Here is a 23,679-nt window from a genome sequence, read left to right on the forward strand (position 1 = left end):
ATTAACGTACCTTCAGCGTCGCCAGGCCAATCAGCACCAGCATCAGCGAAATAATCCAGAAGCGCACGATAACGCGCGGCTCCGGCCAGCCTTTCAGTTCATAGTGGTGGTGGATCGGCGCCATGCGGAAGATGCGCTGACCGCGCAGCTTAAAGGAGCCGACCTGCAGAATAACCGACAGCGTTTCCACCACGAAAACCCCGCCCATGATCACCAGCAGGAACTCCTGACGCAGCAGCACGGCGATAATGCCCAACGCGCCGCCGAGCGCCAGTGAACCGACGTCGCCCATAAAGACTTGCGCCGGGTAGGTGTTGAACCACAGGAAGCCCAGCCCCGCCCCGACAATCGCCGTACAGACGATCACCAGCTCGCCGGCGTGGCGCAGATACGGGATATGCAGGTAGTTGGCAAAATTCATGTTGCCGGTGGCCCATGCCACCAGCGCAAAGCCTGCCGCGACGAAAACGGTCGGCATAATCGCCAGGCCGTCGAGGCCGTCGGTCAGGTTGACGGCGTTGCCGGTACCGACGATAACGAAGTAGGCCAGCAAGATATAGAACAGCCCCAGCTGCGGCATTACGTCTTTAAAGAACGGCACCACCAGCTCGGTTGCCGGGGTATCTTTCCCCGCCAGATACAGCGCGAAGGCCACGCCCAGGGCGATCACCGACATCCAGAAATACTTCCAGCGGGCGATCAGGCCTTTGGTATCTTTGCGCACGACTTTACGGTAATCATCAACGAAACCGATGATGCCGTAGCCGATTAATACCGTCAGTACGCACCAGACGTACGGGTTAGATGGATAGGCCCACAGCAGAACGGAAACGGTGATCGCGGTGAGGATCATGATCCCGCCCATGGTCGGAGTACCGCGTTTACTGAAATGAGACTCCGGGCCGTCGTTACGTACGACCTGGCCAAAGGCGAGTTTTTGCAGACGGGCGATCATGCGCGGGCCCATCCACAACGAGATGAACAACGCGGTCAGCAGGCTGACGATGGCGCGAAACGTCAGATAAGAAAAGACGTTAAAGCCGGAATAATATTTGACCAAGTGTTCGGCCAGCCATACTAACATGTCCCAGTCTCCTGTAATGCGCGTACTACCTCTTCCATGGCGGCACTACGTGAACCTTTCACTAAAATGGTCATTATTTTGTGCTCCGCCAGCAGCTCGCGCAGGCGAGCCACCACGGCGGCTTTATCGTTAAAATGTTCGCCCACGCCGCTGGCGCGGCTGATATCCGCGCTCAAGGCGCCGACGCTGAGGACGCAATCCAGCCCCGCCGCTTTCGCCGCTTCGCCGACTTCGCGATGGCAGGCCGCGCTCTCCGCGCCAAGCTCTGCCATATCGCCGACCACCATCGTGCGAAAGCCGGGCATCTCTGACAGCACCTGCACCGCCGCGGTCATCGAACCAACGTTAGCGTTATAGGAATCATCCAGCAGCAGCTGGCTCTCGGTCAGCCGGATCGGGAACAGACGTCCCGGAACGGCCTGCAGCTGCGCCAGTCCGGCTTTCACCGCCGCCAAATCGGCGCCTACCGCCATCGCCAGCGAAGTGGCGGCCAGCGCATTAGCGATGTTGTGGCGTCCCGGCAGCGGCAGCAGTACGTCAACGTTGCCGGTTGGGGTCTGCAGCGTAAATTCGGTGCCGTGGCTGGTGATCTGCACGTTGGTCGCCGTGAAATCGCTGTTCGCCGCGTTCGGCGAGAAGCGCCACACTTTGCGATCGCCAATCACCGCCTGCCAGTTCAGCCAGTCGTTATTGTCGGCATTGAGGATGGCGATGCCATTTTCCGGCAGACCGGTATAGATTTCGCCCTTCGCCTTCGCCACGCCCGCCAGCGAACCGAAACCTTCCAGGTGCGCCGCAGCAAGGTTGTTGACCAGCGCCGCTTCCGGACGCGTCAGGCTGACGGTCCAGGCGATTTCGCCCTGGTGGTTGGCGCCGAGTTCGATCACCGCGTACTGATGCTCTTTGGTCAGCCGCAGCAGCGTCATCGGGACGCCGATATCGTTGTTCAGGTTGCCGGCGGTATACAGCGTGTTGCCGCACTGGCTGAGGATCGCCGCGGTCATCTCTTTAACCGAGGTTTTACCGGACGAGCCGGTCAAGGCGACGACGCGAGTCGGCACCTGCTGACGCACCCAGGCGGCTAACTCACCGAAAGCCTGCCGGGTATCGTTCACAATCACCTGCGGGAGATCGCAGGCCAGCGGACGACTCACCAGCAGCGCGCCGGCGCCCGCCGCTTTCGCCTGTTCGGCAAAATCATGGGCGTCGAAACGCTCCCCTTTCAGCGCCACAAACAGGCAGCCCGCCGTCACTTTACGGGTATCGGTGGTCACCTCGTCGATAGCGACATCGCTACCCTGCCGTTCGCCATGGGCGATCGCGGCAAGTTGACTTAACGTAAAGCGAATCATGCTACCGCTCCCAGCAGACGCGCGACGGTCACGCGGTCGGAATAATCCAGACGGCGGTTGCCGACGATCTGGTAATCTTCATGGCCTTTACCCGCCACCAGCACCACGTCGTTCTCTTTCGCCTGCATCACGGCGTTGGTCACCGCTTCCGCGCGGCCTTCCATCACCTTCGCCTGACCTGCATCGAGCATGCCGGCCAGAATATCGTTGATAATCGCCCGCGGCTCTTCGGTGCGCGGGTTATCGTCAGTAACGACCACGATGTCGGCAAATTCTTCCGCGATAGCGCCCATCAACGGACGTTTACCTTTGTCGCGGTCGCCGCCGCAGCCGAAGACGCACCACAGCTTGCCGCTGCAGTGCAGGCGTGCCGCCTGCAGCGCTTTTTCCAGCGCGTCAGGCGTATGGGCATAATCTACCACCACGGCAGGTTTACCCGGCGCGCTGAACACTTCCATACGGCCGCACACCGGCTGTAAACGCGCTGCGGTCTTCAGCAGATCGGCCAGCGGATAGCCCAGCGCCAGCAGCGTGGCCAGCGCCAGCAGCAGGTTGCTGACGTTAAAGGCGCCCATCAGGCGGCTTTCGATTTCGCCCTTGCCCCAGCTGGAGTCAAACTGGATGGTCGCCCCGCTGTCGTGATAGTTCACCGCGGTGGCCTTTAGCCAGCGGCCGTGGCAATTCGGGTTGATATGATCTTCCATCGATACCGCCACCGCGTCCGGCAGTTTTGCCAGCCAGCGACGACCGACTTCATCGTCAGCATTGACGATGGCCTGACCGCAATGATGGGTGGAGTACAGCAGCCATTTCGCCGCCTCGTAGTGCTCCATGTCGCCATGGTAGTCGAGATGATCGCGGCTGAGATTGGTAAACACCGAGGCGGCAAACTGCAGGGCCGCTACGCGGTGCTGTACCAGACCGTGGGAGGAGACTTCCATCGCGCCGAAGGTAGCCCCCTGCCCGACCAGACTGGAGAGCACATGTTGAACGTCCACCGCGGAACCGGTGGTGTTTTCAGTTGGAACGACTTTATCCAGCAGACCGTTACCGACGGTCCCCATCACCGCGCTGGTTTCGCCGAGCAGCTTTGCCCACTGCGCCAGCAGCTGAGTGGTGGTGGTTTTCCCGTTGGTGCCGGTGACGCCCACCAGACGCAGCTGCTGCGACGGCTGATGATAAAAACGCCCGGCCAGCGCCGATAAGCGTTCGTTAAGCTGGCTCAGGTAGATAACCGGCACGCCGTGCATTTCACGGATCTCACCGTCTTTAGCTTCGCCCTGCGCTTCAGCAATAATGGCAGCCACACCTTGCGCTATCGCCTGCGGGATATAACGACGCCCGTCCGCCTGATGACCCTGTACCGCGATAAAGAGATCGCCGGAAGCAGCCACCCGGCTGTCCAGCGTCATCTCTCGCAGAATGCGCTCCGGTGCGTTTGGCACCCATGGAGCGAGTAGGTCGCGCAAATTACGATCTGCCACCTGTTCCCTCGCCTTGATTAATTACAAATTCACTTTTTTCGCCCGTTGCCAGCGCATCCGGCTCGATGTTCATGGTGCGCAATACGCCGCCCATGATGGCACCGAAGACCGGCGCGGAAACGGCGCCACCGTAGTATTTACCTGCCTGCGGGTCGTTGATCACCACCACCAGCGCGAAGCGCGGATGGCTGGCGGGCGCAACGCCTGCGGTGTAAGCAATATATTTGTTGATATAGCGGCCATCCGGCCCCACTTTTTTCGCCGTACCGGTTTTAATCGCGATGCGATAGCCTTTGATCGCCGCTTTCACACCGCCGCCGCCGGGCAGCGCCACGCTTTCCATCATATGAACGACGGTACGAACAAGTGATTCCGGGAAGACGCGCTCGCCCGGAACCGGAGGATCAACCTTGGTAATCGACAACGGGCGATAGATGCCATAGCTGCCAATCGTTGCGTAGACTCGCGCTAACTGTAACGGGGTTACCATTAGCCCATAGCCGAAAGAAAAGGTGGCCCTCTCTATGTCAGACCACCGTTGTTTTTGAGGATATAAGCCACTGCGTTCTCCGACCAACCCCAAATTGGTCGCCTTTCCAAGCCCAAAACGTGAGTAAGTATCTACTAACGCTGAGGACGGCATCGCTAACGCCAGCTTAGAAACACCGACGTTACTCGACTTCTGTAGCACCCCGGTCAGGGTCAATTCGCTGTAGCGCGCCACGTCTTTGATTTCGTGGCCGTTAATTCGATAAGGCACGGTATTGAGCACGGTATTTTCGTTGACGATACCGCGCTGCAGCGCCGTCATGACCACCATCGGTTTCACCGTCGAACCCGGCTCAAACACGTCGGTAATCGCACGGTTACGCATGGTGTCTTTTGCCGTACCGGCGAAGTTGTTCGGGTTATAGGATGGGCTGTTGGCCATCGCCAGCACTTCACCGGTGTTAACATCCACTAACACGGCGCTGCCCGACTCGGCTTTGTTAAAGGCCACGGCGTTGTTCAGCTCGCGATAAACCAGCGCCTGCAGGCGTTCGTCGATACTCAGCGCCAGGTTGTGCGCTGCCTGGCTATCGGTAGAAGAGATGTCTTCAATTACCCGGCCATAGCGGTCTTTACGTACGATACGCTCGCCCGGCTGGCCGGTAAGCCATTTATCAAAGCTTTTCTCAACCCCTTCAATCCCCTGGCTATCGACGTTGGTAAAGCCGATGAGGTGAGCGGTTACTTCCCCGGAAGGGTAGTACCGACGGGATTCTTCGCGCAGATGAATGCCCGGCAGCTTCAGCTTCTTGATGTAATCGGCCATGTCAGGGTTAACCTGACGCGCCAGATAGATAAACCGCATCCGCGGATTGGTATTGATGCGCGTCGCCAGCTGATCCAGCGGCATATTGAGGGCATCCGCCAGCGCTTTCCAGCGCGTATCCAGGGTAACCCCGCCGGCGTCATGGAGCTCTTTCGGGTCGGCCCAGATAGCCTTCACCGGCACGCTGACCGCCAGCGGACGTCCGGAGCGATCGGTAATCATCCCGCGCGCGGTGGACACTTCCTGTACGCGCAGAGAACGCATATCGCCCTGGCGCACCAGCATATCGGGGCTGATCACCTGTAGCCAGGCGACGCGACCCAGCAGAAAAGCCAGCGCCAGCAGAATACAGCCGCACAGCAACGCAAAACGCCAACTGATAAAGTTGGCCTGTTCTTCCTGACGTTTTGCTTTAGGCGTTTTTGGCGCTGCTTTCATCCGTCGCAATAATCCTTATTTCTGTACAACGATATTTTCTTGTGATGGATCGACGTGTTGCATCTGTAACTTCTCGGTCGCGATCCGCTCAACCCGACTGTGATCGCCGAGCGCGTTCTCTTCGAGGATCAGGTTGCGCCACTCAATATCCAGGGCGTCGCGCTCCAGAACCAGCTGTTCACGCTGCGCGGTCAACAGGCGCGTGTGATGCGCAGTGGTGACCACGGTAATCGCCGTAATAATGATGCAAATGAACAAGCAGAGTGGCAGTTTCCCAAACCGCAGAAGGTCGTCCCCGATCACGCCAGGCAAAGCATGGCGCTCGTTGCTTCCAATCGACCCTTTAACCTTGCTTAAGGCCTCTGTCACTCTGCCGATCATGCGTTCGTCCTCTCTGCGATACGCAGCACTGAACTACGGGCGCGTGGATTCTCTGCCACCTCTTCTTCGCCCGGCATCAACTTGCCTAGTGCTCGCAACTCACGGCCGCCCAGTTTTTTGAGCTGCGCTTCGGTCATCGGTATTCCCGCCGGAACCTGCGGACCGCGGCTTTGCTCACGCATAAAGCGCTTCACAATGCGATCTTCCAGCGAATGAAAACTAATGATCGACAGCCGCCCACCCGGGGCCAGCACGCTGAGCGAGCTTTTTAGCGCCTGCTCTATCTCCTCCAGTTCACTGTTTACCCATATGCGCACCGCCTGGAAGGTACGGGTCGCGGGATGTTTGTGCTTATCTTTTACCGGCATCGCCGCGGCGATGACTTCCGCCAGCTCTTTGGTACGGGTCATCGGCTGAATGCGATTACGTTCGACGATCGCGCGGGCGATACGTTTGCCGAAACGCTCTTCGCCAAAGGTTTTAATCACCCAGGCGATATCGTCTTCTTCAGCCGTCTGCAGCCATTCGGCCGCGGACTGACCGCGCGTCGGATCCATGCGCATATCCAGCGGCCCGTCACGCATAAAGGAAAAGCCGCGTTCCGCATCGTCAAGCTGCGGGGAAGAGACGCCGAGATCGAGCAGAATGCCGTCGATCTTACCGGTAAGATTGCGCTCGCCGACGTACTCAGCGAGTTGTGAAAAGGGACCATGTACGATGGAAAAGCGGGGGTCATCGATGGTTTGCGCGACGGCAATCGCCTGCGGGTCGCGATCGATGGCCAGCAAGCGTCCTTCCGCACCCAGCCGGGAGAGGATCAGGCGCGAGTGACCACCGCGGCCAAAAGTACCATCAATATAGATACCGTCTGGACGAATATTGAGGCCGTTGACGGCTTCATCCAGAAGTACCGTAGTATGTTTATAATTTTCCATCATTTTTATAAGGACAAATCCTGCAGGCGCTCCGACAGTTCACCGGTCGCGGACTGCTCAGCGTCGATATCTTCCTTGACCCGTTGATACCAGGTCGTTTCATCCCACAGTTCAAATTTATTAAACTGCCCGACCAGCATCACTTCTTTTGTCAGCCCGGCATGCTGCCGTAACACCGGCGCAATCAGCAAGCGGCCGGCATTATCCATCTGACATTCGCTGGCATGACCCAAAAGCAAACGCTGTACGCGCCGCTCAACGGGATTCATGCTCGATAAACGCGACAATTTCTGCTCGATGACTTCCCATTCAGGCAATGGATAAAGCAGCAGGCACGGGTGATGAATGTCAATGGTGCATACCAATTGACCGGCAGCGTCCTCGATCAGCCCTTCGCGATAGCGCGTTGGCACGGCCAGGCGGCCTTTGCTGTCGAGATTGACTAACGTTGCTCCACGGAACATGCCAGCCTCACCCCTTTTCGCCACTTTACCCCACAAATTCCCACCAGAAGGAGTTTACGGAGCGGAGGAAAAGCTTGTCAAGCCAGCACGGATGCCAACGGAGCTCAAAAACCCATTATTTACAGCCGACATTAGCCCTGATGAAAAAATCATCAACAGGCGAGGCAAATTAACGTTATGAATACGTGTAAGAAAATAACCAACAAACTCGTAACAGTTATAAACAACAGAATATCTTCGGCGGGAAAATATAAAGTGTCAGTTTGCGACGCGAGCGGCATTTTAGGCCATTATGCCGGCCGTTAACAGTACCTGTTGCTGGCAGAGGGACTGGCCAGGCGCGGGATATGACGGGGAAGAAAGCGTGGCGCGTACAAAATGAGTGTTAATTCAGCAATTAACCTGATGAATGTAACAAAATAATACAATTAAAGTCCGCGCAGTCATTTTTTGTACCCCATTTGGAGTCACAAAACGATGGTCAGTGAATAAAATAAAATAACGCGTAAAGAAGTTTAGGGATTTGTCTGAAATATATTCAGTTTTGCATTTTGCACGTCAATTGCCTGATTTATCGCCAGCGGCCTGCTTACGGTCAGGCCTGCCAGGTTTATACCTGGGCGCTGGCGATATGGCGCCCTTAGCGGCGATTCAGGCTACCGCGACGATAGAGATTACGGCGAATACGGCTAAGACCCGGCTTCGGCTTGCGAGGTTCGTCGAGGCTGGCGAGGACGATCTCCAGCACCCGCTCAGCGACATCGCGATGACGCTGGGCCACGGCCAGTACCGGACACTGCAGAAAATCGAGCAGCTCATTATCACCGAAGGTGGCGATCGCCAGCTCGGAGGGCAGTTTACCCTCGCGACGCAAGGTCACATCCATTACGCCCTGCAGCAGCGGGAAAGAGGTGGTAAACAGCGCCTGTGGCATCGGATGGGTTTCAAGCCATTTCTCAAACAGCTGGGCCGCCGCTTCGCGCTCATAGCTGTTGGCATAGAGATAATGCACCTCACGCGGATCGTCCTGCCAGGCTTTACGGAAGCCCTGTTCGCGCAGGAAGCTCACCGACAGCTCCGGCAGCGCGCCGAGATAGAGCACCGTTTCGCCAGGAAACGTCCGCAGCTCAGCTGCGAGCATCTCGGCGTCATCCTGGTCAGCGCCAACCACGCTGGTGAAGTGCTCGCGATCGAGGGCGCGGTCGAGGGCGACAATCGGAAACGGGTCGTTAGCCCAGCGCTGATAAAAAGGGTGCTCCGGCGGCAGCGAAGTAGAGACAATGATAGCGTCCACCTGGCGCTGCAGCAGATGCTCGATGCAGCGCATCTCGTTATCGGGCTGATCCTCCGAGCAGGCAATCAGCAGCTGATAGCCGCGCTGACGCGCCTGACGTTCGAGATAATTTGCAATCCGGGTATAGCTGGTGTTTTCCAGATCCGGGATCACCAGACCGATAGAGCGTGTGCGTCCTGCACGCAGGCCAGCAGCGACCGCATTTGGGTGATAGTTGTGCTCTCGCACCACAGCCATCACTTTTTCGACCGTTTTATCGCTTACGCGGTACTGCTTCGCTTTGCCATTAATCACATAGCTCGCGGTGGTTCTTGAAACACCGGCCAGCCGGGCGATTTCATCCAGTTTCACAATTGCCCCTTGGGTAAGAAGTGCCAAACATAACCATTATTCAGGTATGGAATCCTTTTTATAACATCTAAGCGCAGAATAGTTAGCGCAGCAACCGCTTTCGCTTACAGTTCCTACTGATTTCGCAAAAAAAAAGCCCGACAGTCTCTGCCGGGCTATTTTTACAGCAGTTCCCGATCCTTAGCGCATGATTTTATCACCGCGAGACAGGCCGACCACGCCGGAGCGAGCCACTTCCACAATCCGAGCGACATCGCGCAGCGAGGCCAGAAATGCATCCAGCTTATCGCTGGTGCCGGCGAGCTGGACGGTATAGATAGAAGGCGTCACGTCGATAATCTGTCCGCGGAAGATTTCGGTGTTGCGCTTCACTTCTTCACGGCCATAGCCGCTGGCCTGAACCTTCACCAGCATAATTTCGCGTTCAACATGAGCCCCCTGCCCCAGCTCGCTGACCCGCAGGACATCCACCAGCTTGTGCAGTTGCTTTTCAATCTGCTCAATCGCTTTTTCATCGCCCACGGTCTGAATGGTCATTCTGGAGAGAGTGGGATCGTCCGTCGGCGCGACAGTCAGGCTTTCTATATTATAGCCACGCTGGGAGAAGAGGCCGATAACGCGGGACAATGCACCCGATTCGTTTTCCAGTAATACCGATAATATCCGGCGCATAATCAGGTCCTCTCCGTTTTGCTCAACCACATTTCATCCATGCCGCCGCCGCGGATCTGCATGGGGTACACATGCTCACTGCCGTCGACGGTCACATCGACAAACACCAGCCGACGCTGGCGCACCTGCTCCAGAGCTTCAGCAAGCTTCGTCTCCAGCTCCTGCGGCTCGCTGATGCGGATCCCGACGTGGCCATAGGCTTCCGCCAGACGGACAAAGTCCGGTAGCGATTCCATATAGGACTGCGAGTGACGCCCGGAATAGAGCATATCCTGCCACTGCTTCACCATCCCGAGATAGCGGTTGTTGAGGTTAAGCACCAGGACCGGCAGCTCATACTGCAGCGCAGTGGAGAGTTCCTGAATGTTCATCTGGATACTGCCGTCACCGGTCACGCAGACCACCATTTCGTCCGGCAGAGCCATTTTGACCCCCAGCGCAGCCGGTAGGCCAAAGCCCATGGTGCCGAGACCACCGGAGTTAATCCAGCGCCGCGGTTTATCGAAGGGGTAATACAGGGCGGCGAACATCTGATGCTGACCCACATCGGAAGTGACGTAGGCATCGCCCTGGGTCAGCCGCCAGATAGTTTCAATTACCGCCTGCGGTTTGATTTTATCGCTCTGGTCGTCGTAGCGCAGACAATGACGGGCACGCCACTGCTCGATCTGTTGCCACCAGTCGCGAATGTCGTCCAGCGGCTGCTGCGCTTCCTCCTGCTCCAGCAGCTCTAGCATCTGCTCCAGCACCAGCCGGGCATCGCCGACGATCGGCACATCTGCCGGCACGGTTTTCGAGATTGAAGTCGGATCGATATCAATATGCAGTACCGTCGCGTTCGGACAATACTTGGCCAGGTTATTGGTGGTCCGGTCGTCAAAGCGAACGCCGACGGCAAAAATCACGTCCGAGTGGTGCATGGTCATGTTGGCTTCATAGGTGCCGTGCATCCCCAGCATCCCCAGCGCCTGCGAGTGTGTCGCCGGGAAAGCGCCAAGTCCCATCAAGGATGAGGCCACCGGCAGCTTCAGTTTTTCCACCAGCTCGCGCAGCTGAGGTTCGCAATGCGCATTGATCGCCCCGCCGCCGACGTAGACGACCGGCTTACTTGCGGCCACCAGGGTCTGCAGGGCGCGTTTAATCTGCCCTTTATGGCCACTGGTGGTTGGGTTATACGAGCGCATGCTCACCGCGTCCGGCCAGACGTAAGGCAGCTTCTTCGCCGGATTGAGAATATCCTTCGGCAGATCGACCACTACCGGACCGGGGCGACCGCTGGCCGCCAGCCAGAAGGCTTTCTTCAGCACGCCGGGAATATCTTCGGTCTGCTTCACCAGGAAACTGTGCTTCACCACCGGACGGGAAATCCCCACCATGTCGCACTCCTGGAAGGCATCGTAGCCGATAAGCGAGGTGGCTACCTGCCCCGAGAGGATCACCAACGGAATAGAGTCCATATAGGCTGTCGCAATGCCAGTGATGGCGTTCGTCGCCCCAGGCCCAGAGGTCACCAGCACCACGCCGACCTCCCCGGTCGCCCGCGCCAGGCCATCCGCCATATGCACCGCCGCCTGCTCGTGACGAACCAGCACATGATCGATACCGCCAAGGGTATGTAACGCATCATAGATATCGAGGACTGCGCCTCCGGGATAGCCGAATACTTGCTTGACGCCCTGATCGACAAGCGATTGGACGACCATCTCGGCTCCTGACAACATCTCCATGGTTTGCCTCCAGGCTTATTGTTTTACGACAGCGGAACTCAATTTCCGCGCGCTCGCACGATGCGAAGGAGTGGTCCTCCGCATTGAGGTGAATGTACTGCATGCCACTACCATAACTGCTCGCCAGCAGGCAGGCAATTCGCCGCAGCTGAGGCCTTATTTCTTGAATAAGAAGAAAAGAAAGCGGTGAGGGGAAAATATGGTGAATTGCTTCAGAGATAAGAAAAGAGAATGGTAAATACTCGGCGAAAAAGGGTGATAACAGGAATAGATCCATTTTTCACGAACACAACGAACTCCTCGCGCAAGGTAAACAGAATAAAATTCTGCTTTATTTGATTTATGTCATATAAAAAAAGGAGCCGAAGCTCCTTTGCTATCTATCGTCGTCGGGTCAGCGCTTGCAAATGTCCACCAGCAGCTCTTCCATCCACTGGTGGCCTTTATCACGACCAGCGGCTTCGTGCCAGGAGAGATAGCAGGTCCGACTGTTGACCTTCAACGGCAAAGGTAATATTTGCAGGGCAAGCTTGTCAGCAAATTCATCTGCCAGCCAGCGCGGGGCAATGGCCACCATCTGGGTTTGCGATACTACGTTTAATACGCTGACCATCGCATTACCCTGATAGGCGATACGCGCTTGTTTATCGGCCGTGTCATACCACGGCAAACTAAATGAGGCATACCGGTCGAGAGCAACGGCGGCATGCTCCTCGCGATAAATATCCGCCTCCATCATCGGCCCGGAAATACGCGGATGGTTGCGACTGGCGACCAGGACCATTTCGTCTTTAAATAACGGAACGCAGGCAAACTCAGGGCGACGGAACTCTTCATAACCGATTACGAATTCTGTTTCCTGATAACGTAGCTGATGTTCCGTATTTTGATTCAGCGCAGACTTAAAGACTAAATGAATATTGGGTGCTATCTCTGCAACTTTATTAAAAATAACCGACGTCAGGATGTTATCCAGCGGGCTGCAGACGCACAGATGGAACACGCGCTCACTGCTCAGCGGTTCAAAACCGGAGCCTGGCAATTCGTTTTGGACCAGCTGCAGCGCCTGGCGTACCGAGCCAAACAGCTGATAGGCGCGCGCCGTCGGCTGAATACCGCGGCCATAGCGCACAAAAAGCTCGTCATTAAACATCACTTTCAGTCGTGAAACCGCATTGCTCACCGCGGGTTGTGACATGCCGAGCGTATGGGCGGCACGAGTAATATTCTGCTCTTGCATAACCGCATCAAAAACGGTAAGCAGATTGAGATCAACCATCCGTAGTTGAGGTTTAACGACTTCCTGTCCGGGGGCTGATTTATATTCTGGAGTTTCAATTAACATATCTAATTCCGCCGTCACGATGAATTCCCTTCACTAAACCGCTATAATTAGCGCCGAAAATATCATTTACCATGCAAATGACATTTACAAAATAGCAAAAGAAATTTTTAGGAATATATCAAGGCTATGAGTGGCAGTGAAGAAACGGTCCTGATCAAAAAATTGAGCCGCTCAAACCATACTGATTACTTAATGATGATAAGTGTAACCATAATCCATAAAAATAAAAACAGCACCACGAGTTAACTGTAACTTAAGCAATAATAAAGTATTTTATTTTTCCCTCCATAAAATTAACAAATCCTTATCATTGAAAAATAATCCGCTAGCGTTCGAATACATTCACAGGAAAAATAAATTTAATATTTTCATCCAGATACCGTTTTTTGTCCCTTCATTGGCGACACCTCTTCGACGATGCCTTGAATGCAAAGCACTTTTTCAAATGAAACAAATGGGGATAAACCGCCTTCGGTCCAAAATAGGATCTTCGGCAAAATGGGGCTTACATCAGCACATTTTGCTAATTCATTTAGTCAGCCCAAAACGCTTTTTCCATGCCAGGGGTTGACTTTAAAACAGCTATCCAGTAACTCTAAAAGCATAACGATTTCATCTGGAGTTTGACGCAATGATTCGCACCGCTCGTATCACCAGCCTACTACTACTAAACGCATGCCATTTGCGCGGTAGGCTGTTGGGCGACGTTCAGCGTTAAGTCATCTTCCAGCAAGACTATAAAACCCGCGCCTTGGCGCGGGTTTTTTTATGCTCGTCAACAAGGCGCCAGGACACAGACTAAGGATCCAAACCATGAGCCAGCAAGTCATTATTTTCGATACGACCTTACGTGATGGCGAACAAGCGTTACAGGCAAGCCTGAGTGTCAAAGAGAAGCTGCAGATCGCACTGGCCCTTGAGCGAATGGGGGTCGACGTAATGGAAGTCGGTTTCCCGGTATCCTCGCCGGGCGATTTTGAATCGGTGCAAACCATCGCACGCACCATTAAAAACAGCCGCGTGTGCGCTCTGGCGCGCTGCGTTGAGAAAGATATCGACGTGGCGGCGGAATCGTTAAAAGTGGCCGAGGCTTTCCGTATTCATACCTTTATTGCCACCTCGCCGATGCATATCGCCACCAAACTGCGCAGTACGCTGGATGAGGTTATTGAGCGCGCGATCTATATGGTGAAGCGGGCACGCAACTACACTGACGACGTTGAGTTCTCCTGTGAAGACGCCGGCCGTACGCCGATTGCCGATCTGGCTCGCGTCGTGGAAGCGGCGATCAACGCCGGCGCCACCACCATTAATATCCCGGATACCGTCGGCTATACCATGCCGTTCGAATATGCCAACATCATCAGCGGCCTGTATGATCGCGTGCCGAATATCGACAAAGCAATTATTTCCGTCCACACCCATGATGATCTGGGCATCGCTGTCGGTAACGCCCTCGCCGCGGTCCACGCCGGTGCGCGCCAGGTAGAAGGTGCGATGAACGGTATCGGCGAACGCGCCGGCAACTGCGCGCTGGAAGAAGTGATCATGGCGATCAAAGTGCGCAAAGACATCATGAACGTGCACACCAACATTAATCATCATGAAATCTGGCGCACCAGCCAGACCGTCAGCCAGATCTGCAATATGCCGATCCCGGCGAACAAGGCCATCGTCGGCACCGGCGCCTTCGCCCACTCCTCCGGCATTCACCAGGACGGCGTGCTGAAGAACCGCGAAAACTACGAGATCATGACCCCGGAATCTATCGGCCTGAACCAGGTGCAACTGAACCTGACTTCCCGCTCCGGCCGCGCGGCGGTGAAACACCGGATGGAAGAAATGGGCTACCAGGAGAGCGATTACAACCTGGATCATCTGTACGACGCATTCCTGAAGCTGGCGGACAAAAAAGGCCAGGTCTTCGATTACGATCTGGAAGCGCTGGCCTTTATCAACAAGCAGCAGGAAGAGCCAGAGCATTTCCGCCTCGATTACTTCAACGTCCAATCCGGATCCAGCGATATCGCCACCGCCTCGATCAAACTGGTCTGCGGGGATGAGATCAAAACCGAAGCCGCCAACGGCAACGGTCCGGTCGATGCTATCTACCAGGCGATTAACCGCGTCACCGACTACAACATTGAATTAGTGAAGTATGGCTTAAGCGCGAAAGGCCACGGCAAAGACGCCCTGGGCCAGGTGGATATCGTCGTTGACTACAATGGCCGCCGCTTCCATGGCGTTGGTCTGGCAACGGATATCGTAGAGTCGTCAGCCAAAGCGATGGTTCACGTGCTGAACAACATCTGGCGCGCCGCCGAAGTCGAAAAAGAATTGCAACGCAAAGCTCAGAATAAAGAGAACAATAAGGAAACCGTGTAATGTCGAAGAATTACCATATTGCCGTTTTGCCGGGTGATGGCATTGGCCCGGAAGTGATGAACCAGGCGATGAAAGTACTGGAAGCCGTGCGCCAACGTTTTGCCATGCACATTACCACCAGCCAGTATGACGTTGGCGGGGCGGCCATCGACCGTCAGGGAACTCCCCTGCCGCAGGCGACCGTCGCCGGATGCGAGCAGGCGGATGCGATCCTGTTCGGCTCCGTCGGCGGTCCGAAATGGGAGCACCTGCCGCCGGCGGAACAACCAGAGCGTGGCGCGCTGCTGCCGCTGCGTAAACACTTTAAACTGTTCAGCAACCTGCGCCCGGCCAAACTGTATCAGGGGCTGGAAGAGTTCTGCCCGCTGCGCGCCGACATCGCTGCTAACGGCTTCGACATTCTCTGCGTACGCGAACTGACCGGCGGCATCTACTTCGGCCAGCCGAAAGGCCGCGAAGGCAGCGGTCAGCATGAGAAAGCCTTTGATACCGAGGTGTATCACCGCTTTGAGATCGAGCGTATCGCGCGTATCGCTTTTGAATCCGCCCGCAAGCGTCGTCACAAAGTGACTTCCATCGATAAGGCCAACGTTCTGCAGTCCTCCATCCTGTGGCGCGAAATCGTCAGCGAGATCGGCAAGGAGTATCCGGACGTTGAGCTGGCGCATATGTATATCGATAACGCCACCATGCAGCTGATTAAAGATCCGTCCCAGTTCGACGTGCTGCTGTGCTCCAACCTGTTTGGCGACATCCTCTCCGACGAGTGCGCGATGATCACCGGCTCGATGGGTATGCTGCCGTCCGCCAGCCTCAATGAACAAGGTTTTGGCCTGTACGAGCCGGCGGGCGGTTCCGCACCGGATATCGCCGGCAAAAATATCGCCAACCCGATCGCGCAGATCCTCTCCCTGGCTCTGCTGCTGCGCTACAGCCTCGACGCTGACGAAGCGGCGACCGCCATTGAAAACGCGATCAACCGCGCCTTAGAAGAAGGGGTTCGAACCGGCGACTTAGCGCGCGGCACGGCGGCGGTCAGCACTGATGAAATGGGCGATATTATTGCCCGCTATGTCGCAGAAGGGGTGTAATCATGGCGAAGACGTTATACGAAAAATTATTTGATGCGCACGTAGTGTATGAGGCGCAGAACGAAACCCCGCTGCTGTATATCGACCGCCATCTGGTGCACGAAGTCACCTCTCCGCAGGCGTTTGACGGCCTGCGCGCCCATGGCCGCCAGGTGCGCCAGCCGGGTAAAACCTTCGCTACCATGGATCATAACGTCTCGACGCAGACCAAAGACATTAACGCGTCCGGTGAGATGGCCCGCATTCAGATGCAGGAGCTGATTAAGAACTGTAAAGAGTTCGGCGTTGAACTGTACGACCTGAACCACCCGTATCAGGGCATCGTCCACGTCATGGGCCCGGAACAAGGGGTTACCCTGCCGGGGATGACGATCGTGTGCGGTGACTCCCATACCGCTACCCACGGCGCGTTCGGTGCGCTGGCGTTCGGTATCGGCACCTCCGAAGTGGAGCATGTGCTGGCGACCCAGACCCTGAAACAGGGCCGCGCGAAGACCATGAAAATCGAAGTCCAGGGCAAAGCGGCGCCGGGCATTACCGCCAAAGATATCGTGCTGGCCATCATTGGTAAAACCGGTAGCGCCGGCGGCACCGGCCATGTGGTTGAGTTCTGCGGCGAAGCGATCCGCGATCTGAGCATGGAAGGGCGTATGACCCTGTGCAACATGGCGATCGAGATGGGCGCCAAAGCGGGCCTGGTCGCGCCGGACGAAACCACCTTCAATTACGTACGCGGCCGTCTGCATGCGCCGAAAGGCAAAGATTTTGACGATGCCGTAGCGTACTGGAAAACCCTGAAAACCGACGACGGCGCGACGTTTGATACCGTGGTGACGCTGCAGGCGGCGGAAATTGCCCCGCAGGTGACCTGGGGCACCAACCCGGGCCAGGTGATCTCGGTGACGGATAACATCCCCGATCCAGCGTCGTTCAGCGATCCGGTGGAACGCGCCAGCGCCGAAAAAGCGCTGGCCTATATGGGGCTGAAATCCGGGATCCCGCTGACGGAAGTCGCTATCGATAAAGTGTTTATCGGCTCCTGCACCAACTCGCGCATCGAAGATTTACGCGCCGCGGCGGAAATCGCTAAAGGGCGTAAAGTGGCGCCGGGCGTCCAGGCGCTGGTGGTGCCGGGTTCTGGTCCGGTGAAAGCGCAGGCGGAAGCGGAAGGTCTGGATAAGATCTTTATCGAAGCCGGCTTTGAGTGGCGCTTACCTGGTTGCTCTATGTGTCTGGCAATGAATAATGACCGCCTGAATCCGGGCGAACGCTGTGCCTCAACCAGCAACCGTAACTTTGAAGGCCGTCAGGGCCGCGGCGGACGCACGCACCTGGTGAGCCCGGCAATGGCCGCGGCGGCAGCCGTTACCGGCCATTTCGCCGATATCCGTAATCTGAAGTAAGGAGACCATCATGGCAGAGAAATTTACCCAACATACCGGCCTGGTGGTTCCGCTGGATGCTGCAAACGTCGATACCGACGCGATCATCCCTAAGCAATTTTTGCAGAAGGTCACCCGCACCGGCTTTGGCGCGCACCTGTTTAACGACTGGCGCTTTCTCGACGATAAAGGTCAACAGCCGAACCCGGAGTTCGTGCTGAATTTTCCTGAGTACCAGGGGGCATCGATACTGCTGGCGCGGGAAAACTTCGGCTGCGGCTCCTCGCGAGAGCACGCGCCGTGGGCGCTGACCGATTACGGCTTTAAGGTCGTTATCGCCCCGAGCTTTGCCGATATCTTTTACGGCAACAGCTTCAATAACCAGCTGCTGCCGGTGACCCTGAGCGACGAGCAGGTCGATGAGCTGTTCAAGCTGGTGCAGGCCAACCCGGGCATTACGTTTGAAGTGGATCTGGAAGCGCAGGTAGTTAAAGCCGGGGATAAAACCTACAGCTTTAAGATCGACGATTTCCGCCGCCACTGCATGCTCAACGGCCTGGATAGCATCGGCCTGACGCTGCAGCATGAAGCGGCGATCTCCGACTATGAACGCAAGCTGCCGGCGTTTATGAATTAACCTTTGGGCCCGGTCATTTGATCGGGCTTTTTATTTTATTGCGGAGAAAATTGCGATCTCACGCACAAAAACTAATTTTAATTTGCTGATTGTCAGACCTTACCGCCACCCTGCCCTACCGCCTAAAGAAGAATTATTCCGCTTTCCTCCCCTTCTCCAGCACTGTTTATGTATTTTCCCTGCACTGCAAGTAAAAATAAGGCACGAGTGTTTAATATAAAAATATAAGAATGTGAAGAAAGCGTTAATCTCATAGAGAACCCCTATGGCTATGCACAAAAAAAAGCATTATTTTTCGATTTTTCCCCTCGTTATCTTTTGCCACAGAGAAATATTAACTAAGGACACGCCTGGGCCCCGCATATCGGCCTCCCGGCCTCCTGTGGAGAGAAGAGATGAGCCACTATCCGCACCTTTTCAGTCCGTTGACCATCAACGGTATGACGTTAAAAAACCGCATTATTATGCCCCCTATGGGCACCAATATGGCCACGCTCAATGGCGAGGTGTCGCAGGAACAGCTGGAATACTACGAACTGCGGGCCAAAGGCGGCACCGGGCTTATCACCATCGAAAATATTTGTATTGATTTCCCCTTCGCCTCCAACGGCACCACCCAACTGCGCATCGATAACGATCAATATATTCCACGGCTGTTTAAATTAACCGAGACCCTGCATAAACATGGCGCCTGCGTATCCATTCAGTTAAATCATGCCGGCGCTTCCGCTTATGCCTACCGACTGGAAGGCCAGACGCCGCTCTCCTCTTCTACAACGCCGTCGAAGAAGCACGGTAATATTCCGCGTCCGATGACCCATGAGGAAATATATCATGCGGTAGAGAAATTTGGTGACGCCGCGGAGCGCGTTCGGCGCGCAGGTTTTGACTGCGTCGAAATTCATGCCGGTCACTCCTATTTAATTAGCCAGTTTTTATCGCCGCTGTTTAATAAGCGCACTGATGAATTTGGCGGCAGCGTCGAAAATCGCACTCGGATACTGAGTCTGATTGTCGATAAGGTTCGCGCCTGCGTGGGGCCGCGTTTTCCGGTCAGCCTGCGCATCAGCGCCGACGACTTCCTCAAGGGCGGCAATACCCTCGAAGATTCCCTGCGTATTCTTGAGCTCTGCCAGGAGAAGGTCGATATCATCAACGTCTCTGCGGCGCAGAACGACAACCTGAATCTGCAAATCGATCAGATGTCGCTGGAGGATGGCTGGAAGCGCTATCTCTCCCGCGCGGTGCGCGATAAATTCCATAAACCCACGGTCATCGCCGGCAATATTCGCACTCCGCAGGTAGCCGAAGATATCCTCGCCAGCGGCGATGCCGATCTTATCGCCATTGGCCGCGGTCTGATTGCCGAGCCGGAGTGGGTGCAGAAAGTGCAAGGCGGAAAAGAGCGTCTGATGCGCAAATGTATCTCCTGCAACATCGGCTGCGCCGACCATCGCATCGCCCGCTCGCGCCCGCTGCGCTGTTCGATTAACCCGGATATTATTCACGGTGACGCCTATAAAATGCGGCGCGTGAATCGCGACACTAACGTGGTGGTCATCGGCGCCGGCACCGCCGGGATGGAAGCCGCCTGCACCGCGGCGGAAGTTGGTTGCCATACCTGGCTGCTGGAAGCGAAAAACCACGTCGGCGGCCTCGCCAGCGAAATCTCCCGCCTGCCGGAGAAAAAACGCATCGCTGATTTCCCGCAGTTTATGAAAAATCGTATCGCCTCGCTGGACAACCTGATGCTGCAGATCGGCAAGCGGGCCGACGTGGCTTCAGTTTCCGCCCTGCGTCCGCATCTGATTGTCAACGCCACCGGCTCAACGCCGCTGCTGCCGCCCATTGAAGGCTTGCGGGAAAACATTGACGTCGAGAACGGCAAGATCTTTTCCATTACCGGCATGATCGACAATCTGGCGAAATTTACCGATATCAAGGGCAAACGCATCGCCGTAGTCGGCGCCGGCGCCGTTGGCCTTGACGTTATCGAATACTTTACCGCTCGCGGCGCACAGGCGGTGCTAATCGAGATGCAGGACGCCGCCGGTCGCGATCTCGACATCATTACCAAAAATGCCATGTTGACCATGCTCGACGAGCACCAGGTCGAACAGCACATGAATACCCAACTGATGGCGGTCGCTGCCGACCATTTCCAGGTGAAAAATACACAGCAAACCTTCGATATTCCCTTCGACTACGGCTTTGTCTGTCTGGGGATGCGCGCCAACCGGACGGGTCTCGACGAGATCGAGCGCTGGGCCAATGCCAATAACGTCAAAATCATGAACATCGGCGACAGCGTGATGGCGCGACGCATTATCGATGGCGTCCGCGAAGGCCGCAACGTACTGGATGCACTGGAAGACATGGGTGCGCTGGGCAGCAGCGAAGCACAACGAATTCCCTTTCTAACTTATTGAGGATTTTTGTCATGGCAGAACGTATTACTGGACACACTGAGCTGATTGGCCTGATCGCCACCCCGATTCGTCACAGCATGTCGCCCACCATGCACAACGAGGCTTTCGCCCATCTCGGGCTGGACTACGTCTATCTCGCTTTTGAAGTCGGTAACCAGGAGCTAAAAGACGTGGTGCAGGGCTTCCGGGCGATGAAGCTGCGCGGCTTTAACGTCTCTATGCCGAACAAAACCGAGATTTGCCAGTATCTCGATAAACTGTCGCCGGCGGCACAGCTGGTCGGGGCGGTCAATACCGTGGTCAACGACGACGGCGTACTGACCGGACATATCACCGATGGCACCGGCTACATGCGCGCCCTTAGCGAAGCCGGTATCGATATCATCGGCAAGAAGATGACCGTACTCGGCGCCGGCGGCGCGGCAACGGCGCTCTGCGTCCAGGCAGCACTGGATGGCGTGAAGGCGATCTCCATCTTTAACCGTCGCGATAAATTCTTCGCTAACGCAGAAGAAACCGTGGCCAAGATCCGCCACAACACCGACTGCGAGATCCATCTGTTCGATCTCGACGATCATGACAAGCTGCGCGCCGAAATTGACAGCAGCGTGATCCTGACCAATGCCACCGGGGTCGGCATGAAGCCGTTCGAAGGCCAGATGCTGCTACCTGACGACAGCTTCCTGCGTCCGGACCTGATCGTCTCCGACGTCGTCTACAACCCGCGCAAAACCCACCTGCTGGAAGTGGCCGAGAAAAAAGGCTGCCGCACGCTGAACGGCCTGGGGATGATGCTGTGGCAAGGCGCGCGCGCGTTCGAAATCTGGACGGGCAAACAGATGCCGGTTGATTACATCAAGAGCATTCTGTTCTAAGAGGCGAATGATGAAAAATAAATACATCCCTACTGCGGCAGGGCTGTACCTCAACTACCTGATCCACGGTATGGGGGTGCTGTTAATCACCCTCAACATGGCCCATCTTCAGGAACAGTGGGGAACGGACGCGGCTGGCGTATCGGTGGTGATCTCCTCGTTAGGTATCGGCAAACTGGCAACCATCGTGACCGGCTTCCTGTCGGATCGCTTCGGTCGCAAGCCCTTTATCTATCTTGGGATCCTGAGTTACCTGATCTTTTTCGTCGGCATCCTGCTGACCAAAAATATCTATCTGGCTTACGTGTTCGGCATTATGGCGGGCCTGGCGAACAGCTTCCTCGACTCCGGTACCTATCCGGCGCTGATGGAATCTTTCCCGCACTCTGCCAGCCGGGCCAACGTGCTGATCAAAGCCTTCGTCTCTGCAGGGCAGTTCCTGTTGCCGTTCATTATCAGCTTCCTGATATGGGCAAATCTGTGGTTCGGCTGGTCGTTCGTGATTGCGGCAGCACTCTTTGTACTGAGCGGGATTTACCTGCTTAAAATGCCGTTCCCTGACAGCCAGGCGGCGAAAAAAGAGGAAGCCCCTACGGCACAGGCGGAAACAGCCGTCCGGCCACAGGCTAATAAGCTGGATATGGTGATCTTCACCCTGTACGGTTATATCGGCATGGCGACCTTCTATCTGGTCAGCCAATGGCTGGCGCAGTACGGCCAGTTCGTCGTCGGCCTGCCCTATGCCTCGGCGATTAAACTGCTTAGCATCTATACCGTCGGCTCGCTGGTCTGCGTCTTTGTAACTGCCGCCTTCGTCAAAGAGGTGTTTAGCTCGGCCATTGCGATGATTATTTATACTGGCCTGTCGATGATTTCGCTGCTGTTGGTGTGCCTGTTCCCGACGCCGATGATGGTGACCGGCTTTGCTTTTGTCATCGGCTTTGCCGCCGCTGGCGGAGTGCTGCAGCTGGGTGCGACAATCATGGCGATGAGCTTCCCGAACGGAAAAGGCAAAGCAACCGGCATCTTCTACACCGCCGGCAGTATCGCCAGCTTCACGATCCCGTTGATCACCGCAAAGCTTTCGCAGATCAGTATTGCCAGCATTATGTGGTTTGATTTTCTGATCGCCGTTATCGGCTTTGTGATCGCCCTGTACATCGGCTATCGTCAACTGCAGGCTCGGGCGGCGCAAAAAGTGTCACGCACCGCAGTCACCGCCTGAAGTACAACGCGAAAAATAATGGATACCTACATGACAAATGCAGTAACCGTAAAGAACATCACCTTCCAGGAAGGGGAAACCCTCATTTGTGTACCGCTGATCGGTAAAACCCTGGATGAGATACTGGGTAACGCCCACGGCCTGGTCGATGCCGGCGCCGATATTATCGAATGGCGCGTTGACCACTTTGCCCAGGTCAGAGAGATGGCCCAGGTGATGGCCGCGCTGGCGGAAATCCGTGGCGCGCTGAAAGCGCTTCCGCTGCTATTTACCTTCCGCAGTAAGAAAGAAGGTGGCGAAACCGAGCTCAGCGACGAAGCCTATTTTGCGCTCAACCGCGAGGCCGCACGCAGTGGACTGGTTGATGTTATCGATATCGAACTGTTCAATGATGAAGCGCAGATCCGCGCGCTGGTTGACGATGCGCATGCCGCGGGCGTCAAGGTGATCATGAGTAATCATGATTTCCATAAGACCCCCGCTCAGGAAGATATTATCTATCGCCTGCGCCGCATGCAGGATCTGGGGGCCGATCTGCCGAAGATCGCGGTGATGCCGCAGTCGCCGCAGGATGTTCTGACCCTGCTGGCCGCCACGCTGACCATGAAAGAGAAGTATGCGACGCGTCCGCTGATCACCATGTCGATGGGCAAATCCGGTGGCGTTAGCCGGGTCACCGGGCGCTTGTTCGGTTCGGCGATGACCTTCGGTACCGTTGGTCAGGCCTCCGCGCCTGGGCAGATCGCCATCGCTAAGCTGCGTGAAGTGATGGATATTCTCTCCTGATATCCGGATGGCCCGGAGGTCACATCC

Annotated in this window: 20 protein-coding genes; 9 read left to right on the forward strand and 11 right to left on the reverse strand. The window is 56.0% G+C overall.

The window, feature by feature from the left end:
• Position 1: 1 nt before the first annotated feature.
• From mraY to leuO, 11 genes are all read right to left on the reverse strand, one after another.
• A complete protein-coding gene (mraY, locus tag KHQ23_RS03820; protein ID WP_002888562.1) occupies positions 2-1,084 on the reverse strand; it encodes a phospho-N-acetylmuramoyl-pentapeptide-transferase in 1,083 nt (360 codons plus the stop codon).
• Positions 1,078-2,436: a UDP-N-acetylmuramoyl-tripeptide--D-alanyl-D-alanine ligase gene (gene murF, locus KHQ23_RS03825; protein WP_004177411.1), complete on the reverse strand. Its 1,359-nt coding sequence runs from the start codon at positions 2,434-2,436 to the stop codon at positions 1,078-1,080. The genes mraY and murF overlap by 7 nt, the downstream gene beginning before the upstream one ends.
• Positions 2,433-3,920, reverse strand: coding sequence for a UDP-N-acetylmuramoyl-L-alanyl-D-glutamate--2,6-diaminopimelate ligase (gene murE, locus KHQ23_RS03830; protein ID WP_004182923.1), 1,488 nt, complete (start codon positions 3,918-3,920; stop codon positions 2,433-2,435). The genes murF and murE overlap by 4 nt, the downstream gene beginning before the upstream one ends.
• Positions 3,907-5,673, reverse strand: a complete 1,767-nt coding sequence (locus KHQ23_RS03835) for a peptidoglycan glycosyltransferase FtsI (RefSeq protein WP_002888559.1) — start codon at positions 5,671-5,673, stop codon at positions 3,907-3,909. Before KHQ23_RS03835 ends, murE begins: the two co-directional genes overlap by 14 nt.
• 15 nt (positions 5,674-5,688) lie before the next feature.
• Positions 5,689-6,054, reverse strand: a complete 366-nt coding sequence (ftsL, locus tag KHQ23_RS03840) for a cell division protein FtsL (RefSeq protein ID WP_002888550.1) — start codon at positions 6,052-6,054, stop codon at positions 5,689-5,691.
• Positions 6,051-6,992 carry a 16S rRNA (cytosine(1402)-N(4))-methyltransferase RsmH gene (gene rsmH / locus KHQ23_RS03845; protein WP_002888547.1) on the reverse strand — a complete coding sequence of 314 codons (942 nt, stop codon included), beginning with the start codon at positions 6,990-6,992 and terminating at the stop codon, positions 6,051-6,053. Before rsmH ends, ftsL begins: the two co-directional genes overlap by 4 nt.
• Positions 6,993-6,994: 2 nt before the next feature.
• Complete coding sequence (gene mraZ, locus KHQ23_RS03850; protein ID WP_002888541.1) at positions 6,995-7,453, reverse strand: division/cell wall cluster transcriptional repressor MraZ; 459 nt, start codon at positions 7,451-7,453, stop codon at positions 6,995-6,997.
• A 640-nt stretch (positions 7,454-8,093) separates the two neighbouring features.
• Complete coding sequence (gene cra / locus KHQ23_RS03855; protein WP_004145952.1) at positions 8,094-9,098, reverse strand: catabolite repressor/activator; 1,005 nt, start codon at positions 9,096-9,098, stop codon at positions 8,094-8,096.
• Between the two features lie 180 nt (positions 9,099-9,278).
• Positions 9,279-9,770, reverse strand: a complete 492-nt coding sequence (gene ilvN / locus KHQ23_RS03860) for an acetolactate synthase small subunit (RefSeq protein WP_002888536.1) — start codon at positions 9,768-9,770, stop codon at positions 9,279-9,281.
• A gap of 2 nt (positions 9,771-9,772) precedes the next feature.
• Positions 9,773-11,497, reverse strand: a complete 1,725-nt coding sequence (ilvI, locus tag KHQ23_RS03865; RefSeq protein WP_002888534.1) for an acetolactate synthase 3 large subunit — start codon at positions 11,495-11,497, stop codon at positions 9,773-9,775.
• 394 nt (positions 11,498-11,891) lie between these two features.
• Complete coding sequence (leuO, locus tag KHQ23_RS03870; protein ID WP_004192013.1) at positions 11,892-12,860, reverse strand: transcriptional regulator LeuO; 969 nt, start codon at positions 12,858-12,860, stop codon at positions 11,892-11,894.
• Between the two features lie 613 nt (positions 12,861-13,473).
• On the opposite strand from leuO, the gene leuL reads away from it, so the two are divergent.
• From leuL to aroD, 9 genes are all read left to right on the forward strand, one after another.
• Positions 13,474-13,560, forward strand: a complete 87-nt coding sequence (gene leuL / locus KHQ23_RS03875) for a leu operon leader peptide (protein ID WP_004222662.1) — start codon at positions 13,474-13,476, stop codon at positions 13,558-13,560.
• 95 nt (positions 13,561-13,655) lie between these two features.
• Positions 13,656-15,227, forward strand: a complete 1,572-nt coding sequence (leuA, locus tag KHQ23_RS03880; protein ID WP_004178594.1) for a 2-isopropylmalate synthase — start codon at positions 13,656-13,658, stop codon at positions 15,225-15,227.
• Complete coding sequence (leuB, locus tag KHQ23_RS03885; protein WP_002888487.1) at positions 15,227-16,318, forward strand: 3-isopropylmalate dehydrogenase; 1,092 nt, start codon at positions 15,227-15,229, stop codon at positions 16,316-16,318. Before leuA ends, leuB begins: the two co-directional genes overlap by 1 nt.
• 2 nt (positions 16,319-16,320) lie before the next feature.
• A complete protein-coding gene (gene leuC / locus KHQ23_RS03890; protein ID WP_004177417.1) occupies positions 16,321-17,721 on the forward strand; it encodes a 3-isopropylmalate dehydratase large subunit in 1,401 nt (466 codons plus the stop codon).
• Positions 17,722-17,731: 10 nt separating this feature from the next.
• Entirely contained in the window at positions 17,732-18,337 is a 606-nt protein-coding gene (gene leuD / locus KHQ23_RS03895) for a 3-isopropylmalate dehydratase small subunit (protein ID WP_002888481.1), read from the forward strand.
• Positions 18,338-18,732: 395 nt separating this feature from the next.
• Entirely contained in the window at positions 18,733-20,766 is a 2,034-nt protein-coding gene (locus KHQ23_RS03900; RefSeq protein WP_004178592.1) for an FAD-dependent oxidoreductase, read from the forward strand.
• Positions 20,767-20,777: 11 nt separating this feature from the next.
• A complete protein-coding gene (locus KHQ23_RS03905; RefSeq protein ID WP_002888460.1) occupies positions 20,778-21,641 on the forward strand; it encodes a shikimate dehydrogenase in 864 nt (287 codons plus the stop codon).
• Between the two features lie 10 nt (positions 21,642-21,651).
• Entirely contained in the window at positions 21,652-22,866 is a 1,215-nt protein-coding gene (locus KHQ23_RS03910) for an MFS transporter (RefSeq protein ID WP_004178591.1), read from the forward strand.
• 30 nt (positions 22,867-22,896) lie between these two features.
• Positions 22,897-23,652, forward strand: coding sequence for a type I 3-dehydroquinate dehydratase (gene aroD / locus KHQ23_RS03915; RefSeq protein WP_004177420.1), 756 nt, complete (start codon positions 22,897-22,899; stop codon positions 23,650-23,652).
• Positions 23,653-23,679 lie beyond the last annotated feature (27 nt).

The organism is Klebsiella sp. 64 (assembly GCF_018223915.1).
GTDB classification, from domain to species: Bacteria; Pseudomonadota; Gammaproteobacteria; order Enterobacterales; family Enterobacteriaceae; genus Klebsiella; species Klebsiella pneumoniae.

Coding starts and splice junctions, on each gene's coding strand:
- mraY (WP_002888562.1), bottom strand. CDS start 1,084: ATGTTAGTATGGCTGGCCGAACACTTGGTCAAATATTATTCCGGCTTT.
- murF (WP_004177411.1), bottom strand. CDS start 2,436: ATGATTCGCTTTACGTTAAGTCAACTTGCCGCGATCGCCCATGGCGAA.
- KHQ23_RS03835 (WP_002888559.1), bottom strand. CDS start 5,673: ATGAAAGCAGCGCCAAAAACGCCTAAAGCAAAACGTCAGGAAGAACAG.
- ftsL (WP_002888550.1), bottom strand. CDS start 6,054: ATGATCGGCAGAGTGACAGAGGCCTTAAGCAAGGTTAAAGGGTCGATT.
- rsmH (WP_002888547.1), bottom strand. CDS start 6,992: ATGATGGAAAATTATAAACATACTACGGTACTTCTGGATGAAGCCGTC.
- mraZ (WP_002888541.1), bottom strand. CDS start 7,453: ATGTTCCGTGGAGCAACGTTAGTCAATCTCGACAGCAAAGGCCGCCTG.
- ilvN (WP_002888536.1), bottom strand. CDS start 9,770: ATGCGCCGGATATTATCGGTATTACTGGAAAACGAATCGGGTGCATTG.
- ilvI (WP_002888534.1), bottom strand. CDS start 11,497: ATGGAGATGTTGTCAGGAGCCGAGATGGTCGTCCAATCGCTTGTCGAT.
- leuL (WP_004222662.1), top strand. CDS start 13,474: ATGATTCGCACCGCTCGTATCACCAGCCTACTACTACTAAACGCATGC.
- leuA (WP_004178594.1), top strand. CDS start 13,656: ATGAGCCAGCAAGTCATTATTTTCGATACGACCTTACGTGATGGCGAA.
- leuB (WP_002888487.1), top strand. CDS start 15,227: ATGTCGAAGAATTACCATATTGCCGTTTTGCCGGGTGATGGCATTGGC.
- leuC (WP_004177417.1), top strand. CDS start 16,321: ATGGCGAAGACGTTATACGAAAAATTATTTGATGCGCACGTAGTGTAT.
- leuD (WP_002888481.1), top strand. CDS start 17,732: ATGGCAGAGAAATTTACCCAACATACCGGCCTGGTGGTTCCGCTGGAT.
- KHQ23_RS03900 (WP_004178592.1), top strand. CDS start 18,733: ATGAGCCACTATCCGCACCTTTTCAGTCCGTTGACCATCAACGGTATG.
- KHQ23_RS03905 (WP_002888460.1), top strand. CDS start 20,778: ATGGCAGAACGTATTACTGGACACACTGAGCTGATTGGCCTGATCGCC.
- KHQ23_RS03910 (WP_004178591.1), top strand. CDS start 21,652: ATGAAAAATAAATACATCCCTACTGCGGCAGGGCTGTACCTCAACTAC.
- aroD (WP_004177420.1), top strand. CDS start 22,897: ATGACAAATGCAGTAACCGTAAAGAACATCACCTTCCAGGAAGGGGAA.